This is a genomic window from Streptomyces sp. NPDC058470, from assembly GCF_042721055.1.
Taxonomy (GTDB): domain Bacteria; phylum Actinomycetota; class Actinomycetes; order Streptomycetales; family Streptomycetaceae; genus Streptomyces.
Window position 1 is genome coordinate 90,489 of sequence record NZ_JBHXMF010000006.1, and the last position, 20,724, is coordinate 111,212.

Sequence of the window (20,724 nt, forward strand, 5' to 3'; positions counted from 1 at the left end):
TTGGCGCCGCCGTTGCCTCCGGTGCCGCCGTTGCCGCCGAAGTTGTTGACACCTCCGAAGCTCAGGCCACCGGCCCCGCCGATGCCCGCGGCACCGCCCGGATAGGCGCCGCCGGAGCTGCCGTTGCCTCCGTTGCCGGCCTGACCGCCCTTACCGCCATTACCGGCGCCGTTGATGCCACCGGCGCCGCCGTTGCCACCCCCACCGCCGCCGTGGCCGATGCCGCCGCTGCCCGCGTTGCCGCCCGCACCACCGTCCGATCCGCCAACGCCACCGAGGCCGCCGCGGCCACCTGTGCCGGCGTTGGCGCCGGAGTTGCCGCCGGGGCCACCGGTACCGCCTGCACCGCCGTGGGTGCCCACGCCACCAGCTCCGCCCGCACCGCCGGCGCCGTTCAGGCCGCCGACGGCACCGGTGCCACCGGTGCCGCCCGCGGCGCCGTTGGGGCCGGCGTTGCCGCCGACAGCGCCCGCACCGCCGGAACCGCCGCCGAGTCCCGCGCCACCGTTGCCGCCCGCACCACCGACCCCGCCCAGGACCCCGTCGCCCCCAGGGCCCCCCGCACCGCCGGCGCAGTCCCCGGTCCCGGTCGCGGGGCCACCCACGGTGCCGGGAAAGCCGTTGGGGTGGGCAGCGGTGCCGTTGGCACCAGCGATGCCGCTGGTACCGGCGGTACAGGCGAGAGCGGAAGCGCCGGCCGGAGAGCCGAGGAAGAGTGTTGCGCCGGCGAAGAGCGTGGGCAGGGCGAAAAGAGCTGCGGTCTGTTTCCTGTTCATGACGGGGTTTCCTCTGGATCGGTGAAGCGGGCGCTGCAGCAGATCGATGCGAAACCGACAAGGGAATGGGAATAGTCGGTCCCTGAAAATTCCGTGCCCACGCCGCTGAGTGTCCGGTGAAATTCCGGACTGCCTCCATGAGACACGCAGTTTCTGATATTTCCGATAAATGGGGAGTGTAATATTCATCGACATTTGCCTGAGAGGGCAGCCCTCTGTTTGCAGTACGTAAACTCATCCAAAAAGAGTGTTTTGGCCGATACTCGCCGATTCGGCCGCGACGCCCCGCACTTCTCGGATTTCTGAGTCCATGGCCGCCGACCTGCAGATTTCGCCAGATCAGGTAGCTGAAGAGGCACTTTCGGCCACCCGGTGTGCACACCGGTGCAGCACCGGAGCGAGGCAGAGGTTGGCTGGTGGTGCGCCCTTACATCGGCCGTGCACTTTTCTGTTCTGCATCCGGCGGTGCCGAATCAAGTGAATTTCGGCATTTTCGGCCAACCGCGGTCAAACGAGTTGCAGACCTCGTATTCCTGTAACTAGAAGTTGCAGACCTCATGTCTCTGTTCGGATTCCTGCCGAAAATATCGACGGCAAGACTGCCGTCAGGTGACCCGCCAAAAAGGCGCCCAGAGGCCTTGTGCGGCACGCCGCGTCGAAAATCAGGCCCTGATCCCTCTTAGAGGTCGCGCAGATAGGCGCGGTGGGGCTACCTCGGAAGTAGGACAGGCACAGGTCTTGGCGATCATGGAGTTGCGACGCTCTGTGATCACCGGGGAGACCTATGCTTGTACTTCCGTCATGGCTGACTGAACCACTCTGGGGCCGATTCGCCGCCCTACTGCCCGAGCGACCGACCTACGCGGCGACTCATCCGCTGGGCTGCCACCGCCCACGCATCACCGACCGGCTCGTCTTCGACAAGATGCCGCAGCTCCTGCGATTCGGCTGTTCCTACCAGGCGATCGCCGACACGACCTGCTCGGCCACCACGATCCGCAACCGCCGCGACGAGTGGATCCTGCTCGGCGTCTTCGCCAAGCTCAAGCAGATCGCGCTAGATGCCTACGACCGGATCGTCGGCCTCGTACTCGACCAGATCGCCGTCGACGGTTCCGTCACCAAAGCCCCCGGCGGCGGCGAGGTCGCAGGGCGGTCGCCGGTCGATCGCGGTAGACAGGGCCTGAAACGCTCAGGCATGACGGACGGCTATGTAATTCCGCTGGGCCGCGTACTGGCTGGAGCGAACCGTCACGACCCTTCGCTGCTCGCTCCGACGCTGGACCGCCTGGACGACCTGGGACCGCTACCCGATGACATCATCGTGTACCTGGACGCCGGCTACGACTCGGACAGGACCCGCGCCGTCCTCGACGAACGCGGCCTGCACGGCCGCATTGCACACAAGGGCGAGAAGGCACCGATCCAGGCAAGCCAGAGGTGGCACGTCGAACGCACCCACGCCTGGCAGAACGCCTTCCACCGCCTCGCCCGCTGCTACGAGCGCCGCGCCACCGTCATCGACGCCTTCTTCGACCTCGGACGAACGCCCGAACCGCCGCCCCTGACCAGACTCCAACCCTTGGGCGAAGCCCGGCATCAGCCCGCCCGATGCGGTCGCGGCATCGCTCGGACTCGGCGATGTTCCCGGCCCCGACATCGGACCGGATTCCGTCCTTGACCGGGGCGGTGCCACCCGGGCGTCGCCCCACGCCTCTCGTGCGTTCACTGCTCCAGGAGTTCAGCGAAGCGTTCCAGCGCACGATCGGAGCGGCGGCGGTCGCCGGTGGCTGTGAGATCGAACAGCAGACCCCGGACAACGGCCATGACCAACGTGGGCGTGACAGCGTCGTCAGGACCGGTGGAGACGTCACGGAATGTGGCACCGAGCGTGTCGAACCAGTCCGTGATCGCCTGCCCCTGGTCGGGGTAGGTCTCGGGGTGGACCAGGCCGTCGGCGTGCACCTCGAAGAACAGCTGAACGAACGGCGCACGTTCGTCTGCGCTGATCCATGCCCAGATGCCACGCAGTCGCTCCTGCACGGAGCCCGTCTTTGACGGAAGGTGCTCGGTCAAGCGCATCGCACCTCGGCGGCGGGCCTCGGCGAGGACCGCCGCGACCAACTCCTGTTTGCTGCCGAAATCGTAGAGCAGCATTCGTGGGCTGGTGTCGAGGGCCGCGGCCAGTGGTCGCAGGCTCAGCCCGGCCAACCCGTGCGCCAGCACGTAGTCGGTCGCCCGCGCCAGTGTGCGCTCCCGCCGGGCGGGATCTGCGGGTCGCCCCACGGTGGATCTCCTCTCAGCAACTCGGACCGAAACAGCGTTAGCGAGTATATGGTACGACTGTTTCAATAACGAGGGAGACCACCATGCACACCTTCGACCGAGCACTCGTCCTGGGCCCCGGGAGTCACGTCGGCACGGCCTGGATGGCCGGGCTGGCCTACGGGTTGCGCCGCGACGGCGTGGATCTGGGCGAGGCCGACCTGATCATCGGCACGTCGGCCGGCGCGATCGTCGGAGCACTACTCGCCACCGGCCAGGACCCGGGGCGGCTCGCGACCTCGCATCGCCAGCCCGCTCACCGACTCGAGGCGGACCCGGCACGGATGGGCAAGGTGTTCGCCGTGCTCGGCGACCGCAGCCTGGAACCCGGCGAGGCCAGGCGTCGCGTCGGCCGGCTCGCTCTCGACAGCACCGACCCCGAAGCCGATGAGGCGCTGATCGCGGGGCGCGCCGCCTTGATCGGTGCGGACGCGTGGCCGGAGCGGCGACTGCTGATCACCGCGGTGGACGCAGCCACTGGTGAGGCCGTGGTGTGGGACCGCGAAAGCGGCGTGCCGTTGGTGCACGCGGTGGCGGCGAGCAGCGCATTCCCAGGCGCAGCGCCGCCGGTTGCCATCGACGGCCGGCGGTACATGGACGGTGCGCTACGGTCGGGCACCAACGCCGATCTCGCTGCCGGAGCCCGCACGCTGGTCGTGGTCGAGCCGATGGCGCACCTGTTTCCCCGCGAGCCGCTCAACCAGGAGTTGGCGGCCGGGGGGGCGGACACCGTGGTGACCATCAGCCCCGATCCGGCCTCGGTGCGCGCTTTCGGCTCGGACATGAGCGACTTGGCAGCCTGGGAACCGGCCTACCAAGCGGGTCTTCGCCAGGCCGGCGACATCGACGCGCAACTCCACTCCACGTGGAGGACAGAAGCCGACACGGACTGACCGCCGATCAGGTCGGTGATGCGTGGGCGGTGGCAGCCCAGCGGATGAGTCGCCGCGTAGGCCAACCCCTCCGGCAGCACAGCCGAATTGACCCCAAGGTGGCTCAGCCTGCCATGACGGAAGTACAGGCATAGGTCTCCCCGGTGATCACAGAGCGTCGCAACTCCATGATCACCAAGACCTGCGCCTGTCTTACTTCCGGGGTAGCCCCACCACGCCTATCTGCGCGACCTCTCAAGCCCGGAGGCAGGGCGGGACCGGCACCCGCCGAGGACTTCTGGCCGTACGTCATTCCCCGCGTCCGCGCCCGGCACCCCGGCCTCCTGTTCGTCGGGGAGGCGTACTGGGACCTCGAATGGGACCTCCAGCAGCAGGGATTCGACCACTGCTACGACAAACGGCTCAACGACTGGCTGGTCCACGAGGACGCCGGAGCCGTCCGCGACCATCTCGGCGCAGACCTCGGTTACCAGCGCGGGCTCGTCCGCTTCCTGGAGAACCACGACGAACCCAGGGCCGCCGCCACCCCCGCCCGACGGACGGGAACGCGCGGCCGCCGTGGCCATCGCCACTCTGCCCGGCGCGACACTGCGGCACGAGGGCCAGTTCGAAGGACGCCGGGTCCGCCCGCCCGTGTTCCTCTCACGTCGGCCCCAGAAACCGGCCGACGCGTCACTGCGTGACTTCTACGGCCGCCTGGTGACCACCGTGGCCCCGGTCCGCGAGGGCGACTGGCAGCTGCTGACCCGCACGGGTTGGCCGGACAACGACACCCGCCACAACCTGCTTGCCTGGTGCTGGACCGCCGGCCAGGAGCGGCACCTCGTCGTGATCAACTACTCGGACCGGCCGGCCCAGAGGCAGGTTCCGCTGCCGTGGACCGACCTTCCGGGCCAGTCCTGCGAACTGACCGAACTACTCGCCGAGATCACCTACGGTCGGGAGGGCGGCGAACTGCTCGACCGGGGCCTGTTCGTCGCCCTCGACGCCTGGCAGTGGCACCTGCTCTCGCTCCACCTCCCCAACGGCCGGCTCAACGCCGTACCCGTGGCATCCCCAGACCGATCCACGAGATGATCTCCCGCTGGATCTCGTTGTTGCCACCGCCGAAGGTGAAGATCACCGCTGACCGGTAGCCGCGTTCGAGTTCGCCGTGCAGGACCGCGCCCGCGGAGCCCTCCTTGAGGGCGGCGGGGGCGGCGACGACTTCCATCAGCCAGGCGTAGGCGTCCCGGCGGGCTTCGGAGCCGTACACCTTGACGGCGGAGGCGTCCTGCGGGGTGAGGGTGCCGTGCTGGACGGCGTTCACCATCTGCCAGTTGAGGAGTTTCATGGCGTCGAGCCTGGTGTGGGTCTGGGCGAGCCGGCGGCGCACCCAGGGCAGGTCGATGACGCGGCGGCCGTCGGCGAGCTTGGTCTCCATCGCCCAGTGCTGGACGTCGTGCAGGGCTCGGATCGCCATCGTGCCGTGCGCTGCGAGGGTGACGCGCTCGTGGTTGAGCTGGTTGGTGATCAGCCGCCAGCCCTTGTTCTCCTCGCCGACACGGCGCGAGACGGGGACGCGGATGTTCTCGTAGTAGCTCGCGGTGGTGTCGTGCGAGGCCAGGGTGTTGATGAGGGTGCAGGAGTAACCGGGGTCGGAGGTCGGGACCAGGAGCATCGTGATGCCCTTGTGCGGCGGTGCGGTGGGGTCGGTGCGGACGGCGAGCCAGACCCAGTCGGCCGTGTCGCCGTTCGTCGTCCAGATCTTCTGCCCGTTGACGATGTAGTCGTCACCGTCCCTGACCGCCTTCGTCTTCAGGGCGGCCAGGTCCGTGCCCGCGTCCGGCTCGCTGTAGCCGATCGCGAAGTCGATCTCGCCGGACAGGATCCTGGGCAGGAAGTACTTCTTCTGCTCCTCCGTGCCGAACTGCATGATCGTCGGGCCCACCGTGTTCAGGGCCATCAGCGGCAGGGGCACGACCGCCTGGGCCGCCTCGTCGAAGAAGATGAACTGCTCCATCGGGCTCAGCCCGCGCCCGCCGTACTCCTCGGGCCAGCCCACGCCCAGCCAGCCGTCCGTGCCGAGTCGGCGGATGGTGTCGCGGTAGAAGCGCTTCTGCGCGACCGGGTCTGCGTACCGGGCGTAGGCGTGGTCAGGTACCAACTCGGCGAAGTAGCCGCGCAGTTCGGTGCGCAACCGCTGCTGCTCTGGCGTGTATTCGAGATGCACGGCGCCTCCTGGCTCCCACTGAACGAGCTGGTTCTCCCGGGCTTGACGGCGCACACGGTAGAACGCGTTGCAGAAATTGGGAATGCCGGTGACGGCTTCACAGATATCGGGTCCCGGGCTGAGGGGCGCTCAGCTCAGCGTGGCGATGAACTCCACGCACACCTGGGCGCATTCACGGCACGCCTTCGCCGCGTCCTCGGCCCCGGCGAACTCGTCGAAGGCCTGAGCGCTCTCCAGACAGACCGCGCGGCACCACTCCACCTGGACTCTGATGCCGGCCTCGTCCTGGTGGAGCTGCTCGGACAGCACACGACAGGTCGCGTCGCACACTTCCGCGCACAGGATGCCCTCGCGTCGCATGAGTTGGTGTTCCTTCGGCCCGTCCGGATTCACGCAGCTCGCGGAGATCGCACACGCCCGGGCGCATTCGGTGCAGGCCTGGGCGCAGGCGAAGCGGTCTTCCAGGAATCGGAAGAGCTCCTGTTGGGATGTCGTCGTGGTCACAACGCGCGGGTAGCCGCAGGGAACCGTGTCAAACCCAGGAGGAGCGTTGGGCCCCGGTCATGCGTCCGCCGCCTCCTGCGCGATCCGCTCGAACTGTGCCCCCATCGCCTCGGCGAGCGCGTGGGCCGCCGACAGCGGACGGACCATGACCGTCAGCTCGTCGATCCTGCCGTCGTCGTCGAAGTGCAGGAAGTCGCAGCCCTCGATCTCTTTGCCGCCCACCGTCGCCTTGAAGATCAGCGCGTGGTCGCGGCCGCCGGCGTCGGCGATCTCGCGGACGTAGCGGAAGTCGGTGAACACGCGGGTGACGCCGCGCAGGATGGCCGCGGTGATCGCCTTGCCCGGGTAGGGCTTGAAGACGACGGGGCTGGTGAACACGACGTCGTCAGCCAGCAGATCCTCGATCGCGGCGAGGTCGCCCGCCTCCACGGCCTTACGGAAGGAGTTCATCACGCTCGCCTCTCTGACTCGAACACTCATACCGATACTCAACTAATTGATTAAGTGTGGAACAGATTAGTCGCGAGCGCGAGTGCCGTCTAGCCTTGGGGTATGGCACTGCGCAACGCGGTTCTGGCCGCGCTTCTGGAGGGCGAGGCGTCGGGCTACGACCTGGCCAAGGGGTTCGACGGGTCGGTGGCCAACTTCTGGATGGCGACCCCGCAGCAGCTCTACCGCGAGCTCGACCGGATGGAGTCGGAGGGACTCATCGAGGCCCGGCTCGTACGGCAGGAGCGGCGCCCCAACAAGCGGGTCTTCTCCCTCACCGAGGCGGGTCTCGGCGCCCTGCGCGCCTTCACCGCCGAGCTCCCGAAGCCCACGGCCATCCGCGACGAGCTGCTGGTCAAGGTCCAGGCCGTCGACGCGGGGGACGAGGAGGCCGTACGGGCGGCCATCGCCGAACGGCTGGCGTGGGCGCGCGCCAAGCTGGCCCGCTACGAGCGGATGCGCGACCGGCTCCTCGACGGGCGCGACGAGGAGGAGTTCCTGGCGCGCAGTGAACGCGTCGGCCCGTATCTCACGCTGATGCGGGGCCGCTCCTTCGAGGAGGAAAACATCAGGTGGGCCGAACGCGCCCTGCGCGTTCTGGAGCAGCGCGCCGCGGTGCGGCAGCAGGCCGGACCGTTGGATGTCGGGTGACCGCCCGGGGTCCCTGCTGGCCGCTCGTCTCCGGGCGGCATAGCGTCGAGGATGTCACCGCCCTGATGACGTGAACACGGAGTGTCAGGGCAGGTGAGTGAAGCAGATCCCCTTCGCTGTCCATGCCCGTCAGGGCCCGACCCCCGGAGAAACGCAGATGTCGAAGATCTTGTTCGTACTGACCGGCGTCGACCACTGGACGCTCGCCGACGGCACCCAGCACCCCACCGGCTTCTGGGCCGAGGAGGCCGTCGCACCCTACGAGGCGTTCAAGGCCGCGGGCCACGAGGTCGTCGTCGCCACACCGCGCGGTGTCGTGCCGACGGTGGACCAGGGGAGCCTGGCGCCCGAGTTCAACGGCGGGCAGGAGGGCTCCGACAGGGTCGCGGCGGCCCTCGCGTCGTTCGACGAGTTCCAGAAGCCCGTCAAGCTGGAGGAAGTGGACCTGGACGGCTACGCCGCGGTTGTCTACCCGGGCGGTCACGGTCCGATGGAGGACCTCGCGGTCGACGAGGAGTCCGGTCGGCTGCTCACCCGCGCGCTGGCGTCGGGCAAGCCGCTCGGCGTGGTGTGCCACGGCCCGGCGGCGCTGCTCGCCGCCAGCGGCCCGGACGGCGCCAACGCGTTCGCGGGCTACCGGATCACGGGCTTCACCAACGTCGAGGAGACGCAGGCCGGTTTCGCCGACAAGGCCAAGTGGCTCCTCCAGGACCGTCTCGTGGAGGCGGGCGTCGACTTCCAGGAGGGCGAGCCGTGGGCCCCGCACGTGGTCGTCGACCGCAATCTGGTCACCGGCCAGAACCCGGCCTCCGCCGCCCCGCTCGCCGCCGAACTGCTGAAGAAGCTGGCCTGAGCGACGGCCGGCGGCCCGTTCGAGGAGTACGACCGCACTCGGGTCGGGAGCGCCGCCCGCTCATCAGTTGTCGCTGTCCGGGGTCAGGGCTCACGCCCCTCGTCGAAGCTGGCGAAGTAGGCGGCTGCCATGTCCTCGTCGGCGTGCCCCTGGGCCGCGGCGCGGGCGAGGCGCTCGGCGCCGGCGGCCGCGATGTCGAGACGGACACCGTATCGCTCGGCGGCTTCGACGATCAGCCGGGCGTCCTTGGCGGCGGTGGACACGGCGAAGGCTGCCGGGGTCAGTCGGCCCTCCAGGATCAGCCCGGCCTTCGCCCGCAGATAGCCCATGTCGAGCGGGCCTCCGGCGATGGCGTCGAAGAAGCTCTGCGGGTCCACTCCGAGGGCCTTGGACAGGGCCAGGACCTCGCCGGCCGCGTTGTTGGTCGCGACGACCCAGCTGTTGGCGACGAGCTTGAGCCGGGTGGCGCTGCCCGCCGCAGCGTCCTCGCCGGTCCACACCGTGCGAGCGCCGACCGCCTCGAAAACGGGCGTGACGGCGTCCCGGCCCTGGCTCGGGCCCGCGGCCAGGACGAGCAACTGGCCGGCCTCCGCGGGCTGCCGGGTCCCGAGCACCGGGGCGTCGAAGAAGACCAGCCCGTTCTCGCGGGCGAAGCCGGCCAGCTCGCCGATGGCCTCGATCCCGGCGGTCGTCGACTGCACCCAGGCGGTGCCGGGGCGCAACGCGGGAGCGGCCTGCCGCATCACGTCCAGTGCGGCGGGACCGTCGTACAGGATGGTGAGGACGACGTCGGCGCCCTCCACCGCCTCGGCGGGCGTGTCGGCGATGTGGGCGCCGTCGGCGGCGAGCGGCTCGGCCTTGTCCCGGCTGCGGTTCCAGGCGCGGACGGCGTGCCCGGCGCGGGCGAGGTTGCGGGCCATCGCGGCGCCCATGATTCCGGTGCCCAGGACACTCACGGTGAGCTTGTCGGTCATGTCGTCAACTTCCTGATCCATGCGGTGCGGTGGAACATTCCTGGTCCCTGCAGTGATGTGGAACGTCCTGGTCCATGCGGGGCGGCGGAACTTTCCTGGTCCGTGCGGGGCGTTGGCTGCTCGACCGGTGGCTAGCCGGACGTCTGGTCGCTGTCCCGCAGGCCGCCCCAGCCGTGCCAGCGGTCGACCTCGATCCACGCGCTGACGCGACGCCGGTCGCGCCGCGCGTACGGCTTGCCGAGGTACTGCAGGGACAGCCGGTCGATGTCGGCCAGCCCCTCGTCGTCGCGCATTTCGACGACGCGTCCGATGAGCGTCACGTGGGTGTACCAGTCGGCCTCGTCGAGCACCGTCAGCGTGACCCGGGGGTCGTTGCGCAGGTGGTCGAGCCGCTTGCGGGCCTCGTCCATGTTGACCAGTACGCGCCCGTCGTCCCAGAGGTACCAGGTGGCCGTGGACACCGGCTGCCCGTCGGACCGCAGGGTGGTGATGACCGCATGGTTGGGCTTGCCCAACATGGCGACTGCGGCCTCGGGAAGCGGCGGCTTGGACATGGGTTCTCCTCTACGTCGTCTTGCGCGGCCCCGCAGCGGTGGAACTCCGGGGTTGATCCATCGAGCACGCATCCACGCTGCCACATACCCGGAGCGGTATTCCGCACCGCCCCACTGGACATCGGCAAGGAGTTACGTCGTCAGTCGGCGCCCGTTGCGGATGGGCACGTCTCGCTGGAACCTTCGGCGGACCAGGCGTCGGGGACCGTGATGGTCACCCTTGTCGATGCCGTGTCGGTGCCGGACGCCGGATCGAGGTCCGCCTCGGCGGCTGTGCAGGTCAGTTGGGTGACGGCTGTTGCGGTCAGTGGCCCGATGTCCCGGGGCAGCTCGATGGATACCTGCCCGCCGTCCGTCCGGACCCTGGGATCGCCCGTCAGCGACGGAAGCTCGGTGGTCATGCCCTGGCTGCGCTCCCGGACGTCCGGTCCCCGGAACAGCAGCTCAATGACCGTCTCGATGCCGATCGGGCCGACGGTCCGGCGACGGACGGCGAGCAGGTCTCCCGCGCTGAGAAAGTAGAGGATCTGGACCGGCCGGATGCCGGTGGCGGGTTCTCCGGCCTCCACCACACCGGTCTCGGGGATGCCGCAGGAGGAGAGCAGGAGGGCGGTCGTGACCAGCAACGCGGTCCGCAGAACCCGGCATGGAGGTCTCATGACTCTTCCCCTTCACCGGACCGGTCCGGGGGCTGCCGCAGAGGCAGCGGCAAAGGACCGTGCGGAGGTCGTTGCAGGGGGATCTCGACGGTGAACACGGCGCCGCCCTCCACCCGGTTCGTCGCCCGGACCGTGCCACCGTGCAGACGGACGTTCTCGGCCGTGATCGAGAGTCCGAGGCCGCTGCCCTCCGTTCTGCTCCGGGCGCTGTCCGACTTGTAGAAGCGGTCGAAGACGTGCGGCAGGACGTCGGACGGAATACCCGGCCCGCTGTCCAGCACCTCGATGACCGCCCACTGCGCTGCGTCTGCGGGCGCCATCTCCCTTGCGTGCAGACGCAGTTGTACGGGCCGTGCCCCGTGCCGGAGCGCGTTGCCGACCAGGTTCGCGACGACCACGTCGAGGCGGCGCGGGTCGACCCGGCCGCGCAGTTCGCCGGGCGGCGGAAGCCGGGTGTCCACCATGTCCAGCCAGGCGCGGGCGGCGAGCGTACGCCGAAGGGACTCGGCGAGGTCGAGCTCGTCGAGCTGGAGGCCGGCCGCGCCCGCGTCGAAGCGGGAGATCTCCATCAGGTCGTCCACCAGGCGGGCCAACTTCAGGGTCTCCCCGCTGATGAGCCGTACGGCCGTGGCGGTGTCCGGGGGCAGGCCCGCCGCGTCCTCGTCGAGGATGTCGGTGACCGCCGACATCGCGGCCAGCGGAGTGCGCAGCTCGTGCGACACGTCGGCGACGAAGCGGCGGGCGCGGGCTTCCATCCGGCGCAGCTCGGCCACGGACTCCTCCAGCGCGGCGGCGGTCTCGTTGAAAGCGTGCGACAGGTCGGCGAGTTCGTCGGAGCCGTTGACGGCGAGTCGGGTGTCCAGATGCCCCTCGGCCATCCTCCGGGTGGCGCGGCGCAGCTCCCGTACCGGGCGCAGCACGCCCCGGGCGGCCAGCAGGGCGAGCAGTACGGCCAGGCCGAGCGCGGGCACGACGGCGCGCCCGATGGCGGTGACCAGGGCGTCGACGTACCCCTGTTCGCCGGTCTGCGGCACCGTGAGGAAGACCGCGACCCCGGACGCCGGGTGCTCACCGGGCATCTCGAAGGTGACCGGCAGGCCGACGACGAGTGAGGAGTGGCCATCCGTCGACACCCGCTGGAAGACCGCGGCCCGGCGGGATGCCACGGCCGACCGCATGGCGGGCTTCAGCTCGGTGAAGCTGTCCTGCGGCGTGGAGGTGGCGCGCAGTTCGCCATAGGTGGCCAGCACGCGCCAGTTCTGCCCCGGTTCGGCGCGGGCCACCTCCGTGGCGACCCACTGCAGCTCGGCCCGGCTCGGGGGGTAACTGATGCCCACGGCAATGGCGTTGACGTGATTCCGGAGGCGCTTGATCACGGCGTCCTGGCTCTGCTGGAGCACCCCGGTGCGGGCCTCCCGGAAGGTCAGGGCACCCGTGGTCAGGGTGGCGACCCCGGCGACCAGCACGAACGCCACGAGCAGTCGGCCGCGCAGGCCGCGCAACGGCAGCTTCAACGGATCGCCCGTTCGTCCGCGCGGGCACACGCCAGGTGCACGTTCACCGGGACTGGAACCGGTAGCCGAAGCCGCGCACGGTCTGGATGTAGCGCGGCTGTCCCGCCGGCTCGCCCATCTTGGTGCGCAGCCGTTTGACGCAGGCATCCACCAGCCGTGAGTCACCGTGGTAGCTGTGCTCCCAGACCGCCTCCAGCAACTGCTGACGGCTGAACACCTGGCCGGGCGAGGCCGAGAGCGTCAGCAGCAGCCGCAGTTCGGAGGGGGCGAGGGAGACCGGCTCGCCCTGCCGGGTGACGGTCAAACCGGCCCGGTCGATAGCCAGTTCGCCGCGTTCGCCATGGGTTTCTATCTTCGGTATCCCGCCGACTGCGGGCGCGCCGCCCACCCGGCGCAGGACGGCTCGGATACGGGCCTCCAGTACACGCGCCTGCACCGGCTTCACGACGTAGTCGTCCGCGCCGGCTTCGAGCCCGACCACGATGTCCGTGTCGTCGCCCCGGGCAGTCGCCATGATGATCGGCACCTGGTCCTCGGTCCGGATCCGTCGGCACACCTCGAGCCCGCTCAGGCCGGGCAGCATCAGATCGAGTACGACGACGTCGGGCCGGAAGGACCGCAGCCGGGCCAGTCCGTCCTCGCCGGTCCCGGCGGTGCTGACGTCATGCCCCTGACGGCGCAGCGCGAGCAGCACACCTTCCCGCACGGCACGGTCGTCTTCGATCAGCAGGACACGTGACATGTGCTCAGTATCCGTACGAATCAGGGGACTTGAGGCAGGGACGGCGTCCGCCCGGGGAACTGTTACGGGACGATCACATTGCCCGACCGAGACATGGGCGTCACCGTTTCGTTATCTCACGGGCCAAGTCCCATCACATCGCACACACAATCTTGACGGCCATGACCACGACCCACGACCGTGCGACGCCTTCGACCTCGCGTTCCCATCGTCGTCGTAGAGGCCCCGCGCACGCCAACGGGCGTGACCAGAAGAGGAGTTGGCTGCTGCCTGGAGGCCTGACCGCGCTCGCCGTGTTCGCCACCGCCACCGCCCTGGCCGTGAACTGGACACCGCCGGGCGCCTCCGGAAGCGACGACGGGCCGACCGCGGCCGCCGCACCACCCTCCCGGCCGGTCCCCGACCGGTCCGCGAAGCCGAGCGACACGGCGGCCGGCGCCGAGCCGAGCAGGACGGGCGGCCCGTCACCGGAGTCCTCCCCTTCCTCCCCCTCGTCCTCCGTCCCGCCCTCGGGCCCCGGCACGTTCACCACCGCCACAGGCGGGAGCGAGACCGTCGGGCAGGGCAGCCGGCTGCTGCGCTACGAGGTCGTCGTCGAGGACGGCCTCACGCAGTCGCCCGCCGACGTCGCCGTTCAGGTGGAGGGCATCCTCGCCGACCCGCGCGGCTGGACGGCCGACGGCGAGTCCGCGTTCCGGCGCATCTCCGGCGGTACACCCGACTTCGTCGTACGGCTCGCCACACCGGCCACCGTGGACAAGATCTGCGGAAGGTACGGACTGGACACCGGCGGCGAGGTCAATTGCAGCGTGGGCAAGGACGTCGTGGTCAACCTCAGGCGCTGGGTGCTGGCGACTCCGGTGTACGCCGACGAGGTGGACGCCTACCGGGCGCTGATCATCAACCACGAGGTCGGCCACTTCCTCGGCCACGGCCACGTGACCTGCCCCGGCGCGGGCAGGCCTGCTCCGGCGATGATGCAGCAGATCAAGGGCATGCACGGCTGCACCCCCAACGTCTGGCCGTACGACACCAAGGGCCGTCTCATCACCGGACCTGCCGCACCTTGACCTGGCCCGCCGCGCCCTGACCTGACCTGACCTGCCGCACCTTGTCCGGCCTCAGGCGTGGCGGGAGTCCCCGTCAGACCCGCTGCCCCTCCTGCTGTCGCCCTCCGAGCCGGGTCAGGTGCCAGGTCACGGTCCGCCGAGGGCGGGAGTAGGCGGCGTGCTCCGGGCGGAGTCGCGGCCGGGAGGGTGTTCATCAGTCCTGCGTTTGGTCAGCGTGGCTCTCGGATGCTGTCGATGATGCGGGTCCAGTTGTCGCTGCCGTGCCCGTTCTCGATCGCACGCTGGTAGTGGGCCTGCACAGCCAGCGGGAGCGCGAGGTCGAGGCCGAGTGACGTGCTGGTTTCGACGATGTGATCGGACGTCGCGCCCATCATGTTGACCGTGCTGAGGTCGCCGGGATGCTCGCCGACATCAAGCGCGGCACCAGGCCTCTCTTCACCGGCCCTCAGGATGTCGCCGATCGAGTCGGCGGAGGCGAGCAACTCCGGCAGCACTTCTTCGGCCTTCATTCCTGCGGTACCCAGCATCGCGGTGGCGTGCATCAGTCCCGACAGGGTGGTGAGGAACACCGCGAGTTGGGCTTGGTACATCATCTGGGCGAGACCCGGATCCTCGCCAAGATGCTTCGGTGTGCCGAACAGTGCCAACGCCGCCCGGTGGTGCTCCATCACCTCGTCGGGGCCGCTGTAGTAGACATGGGCCGCCTCCGAACCGACCATCGGTGCCGGGACCATGACGCCACCGCTGAGGAAGGCGGCGTCGTGGCCCGCTGCCCAGGATGCTGCCTTGCGTGTGCGGTCGGGGGTGTCAGAGCTCAGGTTGACCAGTGTCCGGCCGGCGAGCGATGCGGTGGCGCTGTCGAGGATGTCGTACATCGCCTGGTAGTCGGTGAGGCTGAGGATCACGAGGTCACTCGCCTCGACCGCCTCGCCAGGTGTCGCCGCGAGCGTTGCTCCGTCGGCGACGACGCCGTCGGCCCGGCCGACAGTGCGGTTCCAGACGGTGACCGGGCGGCCGGCGGCGAGGAGGGTGCGGGTCATCGCCTGTCCCATCGGGCCAAGCCCGATCACGGTGACAGCGCTGTCTTGCCTGGTGGTGTAGTGCTGTTGTTCGTTCACTTCTCCATACTCGGAGAGCGCCACTATTCTTGGAAGTACCCACTATTTTCTGCGGTACTTACCTTTTAGTAAGGGGATCAGCGATGGCCAAGGCGCCAAGATGCGGGCCTTACATCTGCGGCATCGACGCTGCGCTCGACGTGGTGAGCGGCAAGTGGAAGGGGCTGATCCTCTGGGAACTCGACGCCCATGGCGTACGCCGCTTCGCTGAGCTCCGTCGCGGTCTGCCGGGAGTGAGCGAGAAGATGCTGACGCAGCACCTGCGCGAGCTGGAGAAGGACGGACTGGTACACCGGAAGGTCTATGCCGAGGTGCCGCCCCGGGTGGAGTACACCCTGACCGAGCACGGACGCACGCTCAATCAGGCGCTCGGGCCGCTCGGTGCCTGGGGCGTTGAGCGGATACGTCGGGAAGGTTCCGAAGTGGTCGAAGTAGCCGAGCCATCACACAGCTAGGCATCCCCGGCGACCAACCCTGCGCTGACGACTTGCGGTCAACGGACGACGGGCCGGGTTGATCTGCAGGACCCCCTCCTATCGTCGCAGGTCAGGGGCGCTTCCTGCTTCCCCTGTCATCTACCGGAAGGCCGGCTCCGTGAAAGCGCGACGCCAACGCGGCTGGCCCTTCAAAGATCGGAAAGGGCCTCCGGCACAGGTCACAGGCCCAATGTCAGCGCCCCCGGCGGGTTCCAGCTCATCGACGGCCGGGGAGTGGCGGCCTGCGCCTACGTCCCTCCGCCGGTCCGTACCGGAAGTGCCGGCGACCGTGGCCGCTCGTACGTATGCCGGCCGGGCGGCGTCGACCGTCACGACCTGATCCATCTCCCACGGACCCAAGGGTGTCGCTACAGGTGACCACCACACTCTGAACGCCGATACTGCAAAGAGTGGACCGCTCGGCTGACCCACGTGCATGACATCAGCACCTGACACCCCGTCGCGAAAGTCGGCATCAGGTCGGCGTCAGCCCCGCCGGACCCCCACTTCCAACCGCTACGGACCGCCAAGATCGAAAACCGGCAACACCCACACTGACCAGGACAGATACCGGTCAACGGCTCAGCTGCTTATCTCATCAGGAGGCACCCATGAAGATGCTCATCAACGTGGCGGAGACCGTGGTCGCGGATGCCCTGCGGGGTATGGCTGCCGCGCATCCGGAGCTGACGGTGGACGTGGAGAACCGGGTGATCGTACGGCGGGACGCCCCGGTGGCCGGCAGGGTGGGCCTCGTCTCCGGCGGCGGGTCGGGGCATGAGCCGCTGCACGGCGGTTTCGTGGGCCCCGGAATGCTGTCGGCGGCCTGTCCCGGCGAGGTTTTCACGTCGCCGGTGCCGGACCAGATGCTGCGGGCCGCGGCCGCCGTGGACAGCGGCGCGGGCGTGCTGTTCATCGTGAAGAATTACACGGGTGACGTGCTCAACTTCGACATGGCGGCCGAGCTTGCCGAGGACGAGGGCATCCGGATCGCCAAGGTCCTGGTCAATGACGACGTCGCCGTCACCGACAGCCTCTACACGGCCGGGCGGCGCGGTACGGGCGCGACGCTGTACGTGGAGAAGATCGCGGGCGCCGCCGCCGAGGAGGGCGCACCGCTGGAGCGGGTCGAGGCGCTGGCACGACAGGTCAACGAGAACTCGCGGAGTTTCGGTGTCGCCCTCAGCGCCTGCACCACCCCGGCCAAGGGCAGCCCCACCTTCGACCTGCCTCCCGGCGAGCTGGAGTTGGGCGTCGGCATCCACGGCGAGCCGGGCCGGGAGCGACGCGCGATGATGACCTCGCGGGAGATCGCCGACTTCTCGGTGCACGCCATCCTGGAGGACCTCGATCCGCGCAATCCGGTGCTGGTCCTGGTCAACGGCATGGGCGCGACGCCGCTACTGGAGCTGTACGGCTTCAACGCGGAGGTGCAGCGGGTGCTGACCGAGCGCGGGGTGGTCGTGGCGCACACCCTCGTCGGCAACTACGTCACCTCGCTCGACATGGCCGGTGCCTCGGTGACCTTGTGCCAGATCGACGAGGAGCTGCTGCGGCTGTGGAACGCGCCGGTGAAGACAGCAGGCCTGCGCTGGGGCGTCTGACGCCAGCGCCAGCTTGGTCAACGTTCGTACCACGCAAGGAGATTCCGTGCTCGACGCCGATTTCTTCCGCCGTTGGATGACGGCCACCGCCGCGTCCGTGGACCGCGAGGCGGAGCGGCTCACCGCCCTGGACTCGCCGATCGGCGACGCCGACCACGGCAGCAATCTGAGGCGTGGGTTCACCGCCGTGGTGGCCACGCTGGAGAAGGAGACCCCGCAGACTCCGGGCGCCGTCCTCACGCTCGCCGGACGGCAGCTGATCTCGACGGTCGGGGGCGCGTCCGGACCGTTGTACGGCACGCTGCTGCGCCGTACCGGCAAGGCGCTCGGGGACGCCGCCGAGGTCACCGAGGAGCAGTTCGCCGAGGCGCTGCGTACGGGCGTGGACGCGGTGATGACGCTGGGCGGAGCCGCACCCGGCGACAAGACCATGATCGACGCGCTGGTGCCCGCCGTCGACGCGCTCCCCGAGTCCTTCGCCGCGGCGAAGGCCGCCGCCGACGAGGGCGCCGCCGCGACGATCCCGCTGCAGGCCCGCAAGGGCAGGGCGAGCTATCTGGGCGAGCGGAGTATCGGGCACCAGGATCCCGGTGCCACGTCCTCGGCGCTGCTGATCGCGGCGCTGGAGGAGGCGGCCGATGAGTGACGCAACGGGCTCCGCCGATGCCGGCCCTCAGCTCGTCGGCATCGTCCTGGTGTCCCACAGTGCGGCCGTCGCCGCCTCGGTCGCCGAGCTGGCGGCGGGTCTGGCGGGCGGCGGCAGGACGGCTCCCGTCGCTCCGGCGGGCGGCACGATGGACGGCGGTCTCGGTACGAGTGCCGAGCTGATCGCCGCCGCGGCCGCCTCCGTGGACCGCGGCGCCGGCGTCGCCGTCCTCACCGACCTCGGCAGCGCGGTCCTCACCGTGAAGGCCCTGCTCGCCGAGGGCGACGAACTCCCCGAGGACACCCGGCTGGTGGACGCGCCCTTCGTCGAGGGCGCGGTGGCCGCGGTCGTCACGGCCTCGGCCGGCGCCGACCTCGCCGCGGTGGAGGCGGCCGCGGCGGAGGCGTACTCGTACCGGAAGAAGTGACGTCGGCTCCGCCGGGCGCCCACCTGCTCAGTTCTCGTCGAGGAACGTGCGCGCCAGGCCCTCCCCCAGCGTCACCGCCGCCCGGTGGCTCTCGATGGGTGCGACCCGGGAGTCCTTGAACACCAGGTAGGTGACTCCGGCGTCCGTCCCGCCGCCGGTCGGGTCGGGGCGGATGCCGAGGGCCTTGGCGGTGGCGTACGAGGCCTCGCCGATGATGTGCCGCGGTCCGATGTCTCCGACGACCGCGTACTGGACGCGGTCCCGGTAGATCACGGCGGCCACCGAACCGGCGCGGACGTCGTGGTCCCGGTGGTTCCAGATGCTGCTGACGCCGGGGACGACGATGTACGGGAGGGTCTCGGCGGCCAGCTGGCGTCCGTCGGACTGCTGGTAGGCGGTGGCGTCGGAGAAGAGCGGGTCGGTACGGCTGTTGCAGCGCGGGCCGGGGCGGCCGTCGCAGTCGATGTCCATGTCGGCCTTCCAGAACACCGCGCCCTGTTTTCCGCAGACGGGGATGTTCGCGCGGGCGCCGTCGTCGCTGCGGTAGCGCCCGTTCGAGACCTGGGCGCAGCCGCGTAGCTTCGCGAGCAGGTCGGCGGCCTGGACATCCCCCTCACGCACCACCGTGGGAGCGCTCGGGCGGGCGGCGGCGGGAAGCGCCGCGGAGGCGGGGGCCGGAGCGAGCAGGGCGGCGCCTGCCACGGCCAGCGTCAGCGACTGGACACGCACGATGAGAGACCCTCTCCTGGGGGACATTGACGGTCACTCGCCCAAATCTGGTGCGTATCTGACGGCCCGTCCACTGGGAGGGGTCCGGACGGAGCACGGCCCACCGCGACAGACGGTGTGCGGCCTCGGCAACAGGCGGTGTGCGGCCTCCGCCGCAGCCGGTGTGCGGCCGAGGGCCCGAGCCGCAGGGGCTCCGGCCACTCGACCGCCTTCGCCGGCGCGGGAACAGCGACGACAGCGGTCCGCGCCGTGGACACGAACTCCCCTGGGAAAGGGCCGAGTTCGCATCGCGTCAAGAATCAGCATACGTACCCCGCGGCGGTGCGACGAACGGCCACCGCCCTCTTGATGTGATCGCGTCGGCGGTGTCTTATAGGTACAGACCAATCCCGTCGAGGGAAGGCAGGACCGTGCGACGCGTCCCCCACGCGCTGATCTGCGGCTCGCTGCTCGTCCTGACGTCCTGCGGGCTGGGCGGACAGAGCGACATCCAGGGCGGAAAGCTGCCCTCGGCACCGATGGGCGTCACCGCCGCGGCGGGCAGCGCCACCAGCGTGCACGTCATGTGGAACCGGGCTTCCGGAGATCCCGAGGTCTCCCGGTACGTGGTCTATCACGGCATGACAAAGCTCAAGGAAGTACCCGGTGCGGAGTACATGGTGGACATCACCAGGCTCAAGCCGTCCACGACGTACGTCCTCACGGTCCGCGCACTGAACACCGAAGGCAATCCCGGTCCGCCCAGCAAACAGGTCCGCGCCACCACACCGGCAGCCGTCGCGGCCGACGACAAGGCCCCGTCACGCCCGGGCAGTCCGAGCGGAAAGGCGGTCGGAAGCGGAGCGGCACAGCTGTCCTGGGAGAAGTCGACGGACAACCGTGGCGTGGCCTCGTACGACATCTATCAGGGCGGCTCGAAGATCCACAGCGTGGGCGGCGGGCAGACCGCGACCGTGGTGACCGGGCTGCGGCCCGGCACCAGCTACTCCTTCACCGTGAAGGCGCGTGACGCGGCGGACAACGTCTCGCCCGCGAGCGGCGCCGTGCGGCTCACCACCGCTCCCGGTTCGGACGACGGGAAGGGCACCGCGCCGACCGACTTCCGCGCCACCACACACCTCGCGGACGGGGCGTACTACCTCGATCTGTCGTGGGTTCCGCCGGACGCGGGCGGGGTGATCACGGAGTATCAGATCGACCTCGACGGGCAGGACGCGACCTCGCTCGTCTGGGGTGGCACCGCGCCGAGCAAGAAGGCGACGTACAGCTTCTATGTGGGACGTGACGCCGGCGAGACCCAACGGGTGCGGATCCGGGCGAAGCTGCCGGACGGTACATGGGGCGGGTACTCGGTGGAGCGGACGGTGACGACGGGCAGCGAGGGATAGTCGCGGCCCCGAGTTCCTCGGACCTCCCCCTGCCGCGTACCTTCTCGCGGTACTCAGCCGTCGGCCGGACGATGGAATCCGTCACCTGCCCGGTCCCCGTCCGCATGCGGGCCGGGTCAA

At 69.7% G+C, this 20,724-nt stretch carries 21 protein-coding genes and 2 pseudogenes; 11 read left to right on the forward strand and 12 right to left on the reverse strand.

What is annotated here, in order from left to right; translation table 11 throughout:
• Positions 1-776: pseudogene (locus tag ACFWP7_RS06355) on the reverse strand (PE family protein); the annotation flags it as partial.
• Between the two features lie 784 nt (positions 777-1,560).
• Between ACFWP7_RS06355 and ACFWP7_RS06360 the strand changes: the two are divergent.
• Positions 1,561-2,316: pseudogene (locus ACFWP7_RS06360) on the forward strand (IS5 family transposase); the annotation flags it as partial.
• A gap of 185 nt (positions 2,317-2,501) precedes the next feature.
• Here the strand turns inward: ACFWP7_RS06360 and ACFWP7_RS06365 are convergent.
• Positions 2,502-3,062, reverse strand: coding sequence for a TetR family transcriptional regulator (locus ACFWP7_RS06365; RefSeq protein ID WP_384376863.1), 561 nt, complete (start codon positions 3,060-3,062; stop codon positions 2,502-2,504).
• 83 nt (positions 3,063-3,145) lie between these two features.
• Here ACFWP7_RS06365 and ACFWP7_RS06370 point away from each other — a divergent pair, with 83 nt between their 5' ends.
• The gene (locus tag ACFWP7_RS06370; RefSeq protein WP_384376866.1) at positions 3,146-3,994 is read left to right on the forward strand and encodes a patatin-like phospholipase family protein; all 849 of its coding nucleotides are present in this window, start codon (positions 3,146-3,148) and stop codon (positions 3,992-3,994) included.
• Positions 3,995-4,552: 558 nt separating this feature from the next.
• Positions 4,553-5,071: a hypothetical protein gene (locus ACFWP7_RS06375; RefSeq protein ID WP_384376869.1), complete on the forward strand. Its 519-nt coding sequence runs from the start codon at positions 4,553-4,555 to the stop codon at positions 5,069-5,071.
• On the opposite strand, the gene ACFWP7_RS06380 is transcribed toward ACFWP7_RS06375, so the two are convergent.
• The 3 genes from ACFWP7_RS06380 to ACFWP7_RS06390 form a co-directional block, all read right to left on the reverse strand.
• On the reverse strand, positions 5,028-6,206 hold the full coding sequence (locus ACFWP7_RS06380) for an acyl-CoA dehydrogenase family protein (protein ID WP_384376872.1): 1,179 nt from the start codon (positions 6,204-6,206) through the stop codon (positions 5,028-5,030). The genes ACFWP7_RS06375 and ACFWP7_RS06380 overlap by 44 nt on opposite strands.
• Positions 6,207-6,335: 129 nt before the next feature.
• Entirely contained in the window at positions 6,336-6,710 is a 375-nt protein-coding gene (locus ACFWP7_RS06385) for a ferredoxin (protein ID WP_384376875.1), read from the reverse strand.
• Positions 6,711-6,767: 57 nt separating this feature from the next.
• Positions 6,768-7,160, reverse strand: coding sequence for a nuclear transport factor 2 family protein (locus tag ACFWP7_RS06390; protein WP_384376878.1), 393 nt, complete (start codon positions 7,158-7,160; stop codon positions 6,768-6,770).
• 102 nt (positions 7,161-7,262) lie between these two features.
• On the opposite strand from ACFWP7_RS06390, the gene ACFWP7_RS06395 reads away from it, so the two are divergent.
• The gene (locus tag ACFWP7_RS06395; RefSeq protein WP_384376881.1) at positions 7,263-7,850 is read left to right on the forward strand and encodes a PadR family transcriptional regulator; all 588 of its coding nucleotides are present in this window, start codon (positions 7,263-7,265) and stop codon (positions 7,848-7,850) included.
• Positions 7,851-8,007: 157 nt separating this feature from the next.
• A complete protein-coding gene (locus tag ACFWP7_RS06400; protein WP_384376884.1) occupies positions 8,008-8,703 on the forward strand; it encodes a type 1 glutamine amidotransferase domain-containing protein in 696 nt (231 codons plus the stop codon).
• Positions 8,704-8,786: 83 nt separating this feature from the next.
• Here the strand turns inward: ACFWP7_RS06400 and ACFWP7_RS06405 are convergent, their stop codons facing one another.
• The 5 genes from ACFWP7_RS06405 to ACFWP7_RS06425 form a co-directional block, all read right to left on the reverse strand.
• On the reverse strand, positions 8,787-9,677 hold the full coding sequence (locus ACFWP7_RS06405; RefSeq protein ID WP_384376887.1) for an NAD(P)-dependent oxidoreductase: 891 nt from the start codon (positions 9,675-9,677) through the stop codon (positions 8,787-8,789).
• Positions 9,678-9,808: 131 nt separating this feature from the next.
• Positions 9,809-10,231: a PPOX class F420-dependent oxidoreductase gene (locus ACFWP7_RS06410; protein WP_384376890.1), complete on the reverse strand. Its 423-nt coding sequence runs from the start codon at positions 10,229-10,231 to the stop codon at positions 9,809-9,811.
• A gap of 140 nt (positions 10,232-10,371) precedes the next feature.
• The gene (locus ACFWP7_RS06415; RefSeq protein ID WP_384376893.1) at positions 10,372-10,890 is read right to left on the reverse strand and encodes a hypothetical protein; all 519 of its coding nucleotides are present in this window, start codon (positions 10,888-10,890) and stop codon (positions 10,372-10,374) included.
• Positions 10,887-12,551, reverse strand: a complete 1,665-nt coding sequence (locus tag ACFWP7_RS06420; RefSeq protein WP_384376896.1) for a sensor histidine kinase — start codon at positions 12,549-12,551, stop codon at positions 10,887-10,889. Before ACFWP7_RS06420 ends, ACFWP7_RS06415 begins: the two co-directional genes overlap by 4 nt.
• Positions 12,448-13,146, reverse strand: a complete 699-nt coding sequence (locus ACFWP7_RS06425) for a response regulator (protein WP_384376899.1) — start codon at positions 13,144-13,146, stop codon at positions 12,448-12,450. The genes ACFWP7_RS06420 and ACFWP7_RS06425 overlap by 104 nt, the downstream gene beginning before the upstream one ends.
• Positions 13,147-13,307: 161 nt before the next feature.
• Between ACFWP7_RS06425 and ACFWP7_RS06430 the strand changes: the two genes are divergently transcribed.
• Positions 13,308-14,216 (forward strand): DUF3152 domain-containing protein, encoded by a 909-nt coding sequence (locus ACFWP7_RS06430; protein ID WP_384376902.1) that lies wholly within the window; start codon positions 13,308-13,310, stop codon positions 14,214-14,216.
• Between the two features lie 209 nt (positions 14,217-14,425).
• Here ACFWP7_RS06430 and ACFWP7_RS06435 read toward each other — a convergent pair whose 3' ends face one another.
• Complete coding sequence (locus ACFWP7_RS06435; protein WP_384376905.1) at positions 14,426-15,334, reverse strand: NAD(P)-dependent oxidoreductase; 909 nt, start codon at positions 15,332-15,334, stop codon at positions 14,426-14,428.
• Between the two features lie 83 nt (positions 15,335-15,417).
• On the opposite strand from ACFWP7_RS06435, the gene ACFWP7_RS06440 reads away from it, so the two are divergent.
• From ACFWP7_RS06440 to ACFWP7_RS06455, 4 genes are all read left to right on the forward strand, one after another.
• Positions 15,418-15,789, forward strand: a complete 372-nt coding sequence (locus ACFWP7_RS06440; protein ID WP_384376908.1) for a winged helix-turn-helix transcriptional regulator — start codon at positions 15,418-15,420, stop codon at positions 15,787-15,789.
• Positions 15,790-16,421: 632 nt separating this feature from the next.
• Positions 16,422-17,414 (forward strand): dihydroxyacetone kinase subunit DhaK, encoded by a 993-nt coding sequence (dhaK, locus tag ACFWP7_RS06445; RefSeq protein WP_384376911.1) that lies wholly within the window; start codon positions 16,422-16,424, stop codon positions 17,412-17,414.
• Positions 17,415-17,460: 46 nt separating this feature from the next.
• Positions 17,461-18,060, forward strand: a complete 600-nt coding sequence (gene dhaL / locus ACFWP7_RS06450; RefSeq protein WP_384376914.1) for a dihydroxyacetone kinase subunit DhaL — start codon at positions 17,461-17,463, stop codon at positions 18,058-18,060.
• On the forward strand, positions 18,053-18,487 hold the full coding sequence (locus ACFWP7_RS06455; protein WP_384376917.1) for a PTS-dependent dihydroxyacetone kinase phosphotransferase subunit DhaM: 435 nt from the start codon (positions 18,053-18,055) through the stop codon (positions 18,485-18,487). Before dhaL ends, ACFWP7_RS06455 begins: the two co-directional genes overlap by 8 nt.
• A gap of 27 nt (positions 18,488-18,514) precedes the next feature.
• Here the strand turns inward: ACFWP7_RS06455 and ACFWP7_RS06460 are convergent, their stop codons facing one another.
• Complete coding sequence (locus ACFWP7_RS06460; protein WP_384376920.1) at positions 18,515-19,216, reverse strand: glycoside hydrolase family 75 protein; 702 nt, start codon at positions 19,214-19,216, stop codon at positions 18,515-18,517.
• A 410-nt stretch (positions 19,217-19,626) separates the two neighbouring features.
• On the opposite strand from ACFWP7_RS06460, the gene ACFWP7_RS06465 reads away from it, so the two are divergent.
• A complete protein-coding gene (locus ACFWP7_RS06465; RefSeq protein WP_384376923.1) occupies positions 19,627-20,604 on the forward strand; it encodes a fibronectin type III domain-containing protein in 978 nt (325 codons plus the stop codon).
• The last annotated feature ends 120 nt before the right edge of the window (positions 20,605-20,724 follow it).

Bases quoted from the DNA above. Each gene is read 5' to 3' on its own strand.
- ACFWP7_RS06370 (WP_384376866.1), top strand. From the start codon at position 3,146: ATGCACACCTTCGACCGAGCACTCGTCCTGGGCCCCGGGAGTCACGTC.
- ACFWP7_RS06390 (WP_384376878.1), bottom strand. From the start codon at position 7,160: ATGAACTCCTTCCGTAAGGCCGTGGAGGCGGGCGACCTCGCCGCGATC.
- ACFWP7_RS06395 (WP_384376881.1), top strand. From the start codon at position 7,263: ATGGCACTGCGCAACGCGGTTCTGGCCGCGCTTCTGGAGGGCGAGGCG.
- ACFWP7_RS06400 (WP_384376884.1), top strand. From the start codon at position 8,008: ATGTCGAAGATCTTGTTCGTACTGACCGGCGTCGACCACTGGACGCTC.
- ACFWP7_RS06405 (WP_384376887.1), bottom strand. From the start codon at position 9,677: ATGACCGACAAGCTCACCGTGAGTGTCCTGGGCACCGGAATCATGGGC.
- ACFWP7_RS06410 (WP_384376890.1), bottom strand. From the start codon at position 10,231: ATGTCCAAGCCGCCGCTTCCCGAGGCCGCAGTCGCCATGTTGGGCAAG.
- ACFWP7_RS06415 (WP_384376893.1), bottom strand. From the start codon at position 10,890: ATGAGACCTCCATGCCGGGTTCTGCGGACCGCGTTGCTGGTCACGACC.
- ACFWP7_RS06420 (WP_384376896.1), bottom strand. From the start codon at position 12,551: ATGCCTGCGTCAAACGGCTGCGCACCAAGATGGGCGAGCCGGCGGGAC.
- ACFWP7_RS06425 (WP_384376899.1), bottom strand. From the start codon at position 13,146: ATGTCACGTGTCCTGCTGATCGAAGACGACCGTGCCGTGCGGGAAGGT.
- ACFWP7_RS06430 (WP_384376902.1), top strand. From the start codon at position 13,308: ATGACCACGACCCACGACCGTGCGACGCCTTCGACCTCGCGTTCCCAT.
- ACFWP7_RS06440 (WP_384376908.1), top strand. From the start codon at position 15,418: ATGGCCAAGGCGCCAAGATGCGGGCCTTACATCTGCGGCATCGACGCT.
- dhaK (WP_384376911.1), top strand. From the start codon at position 16,422: ATGAAGATGCTCATCAACGTGGCGGAGACCGTGGTCGCGGATGCCCTG.
- ACFWP7_RS06455 (WP_384376917.1), top strand. From the start codon at position 18,053: ATGAGTGACGCAACGGGCTCCGCCGATGCCGGCCCTCAGCTCGTCGGC.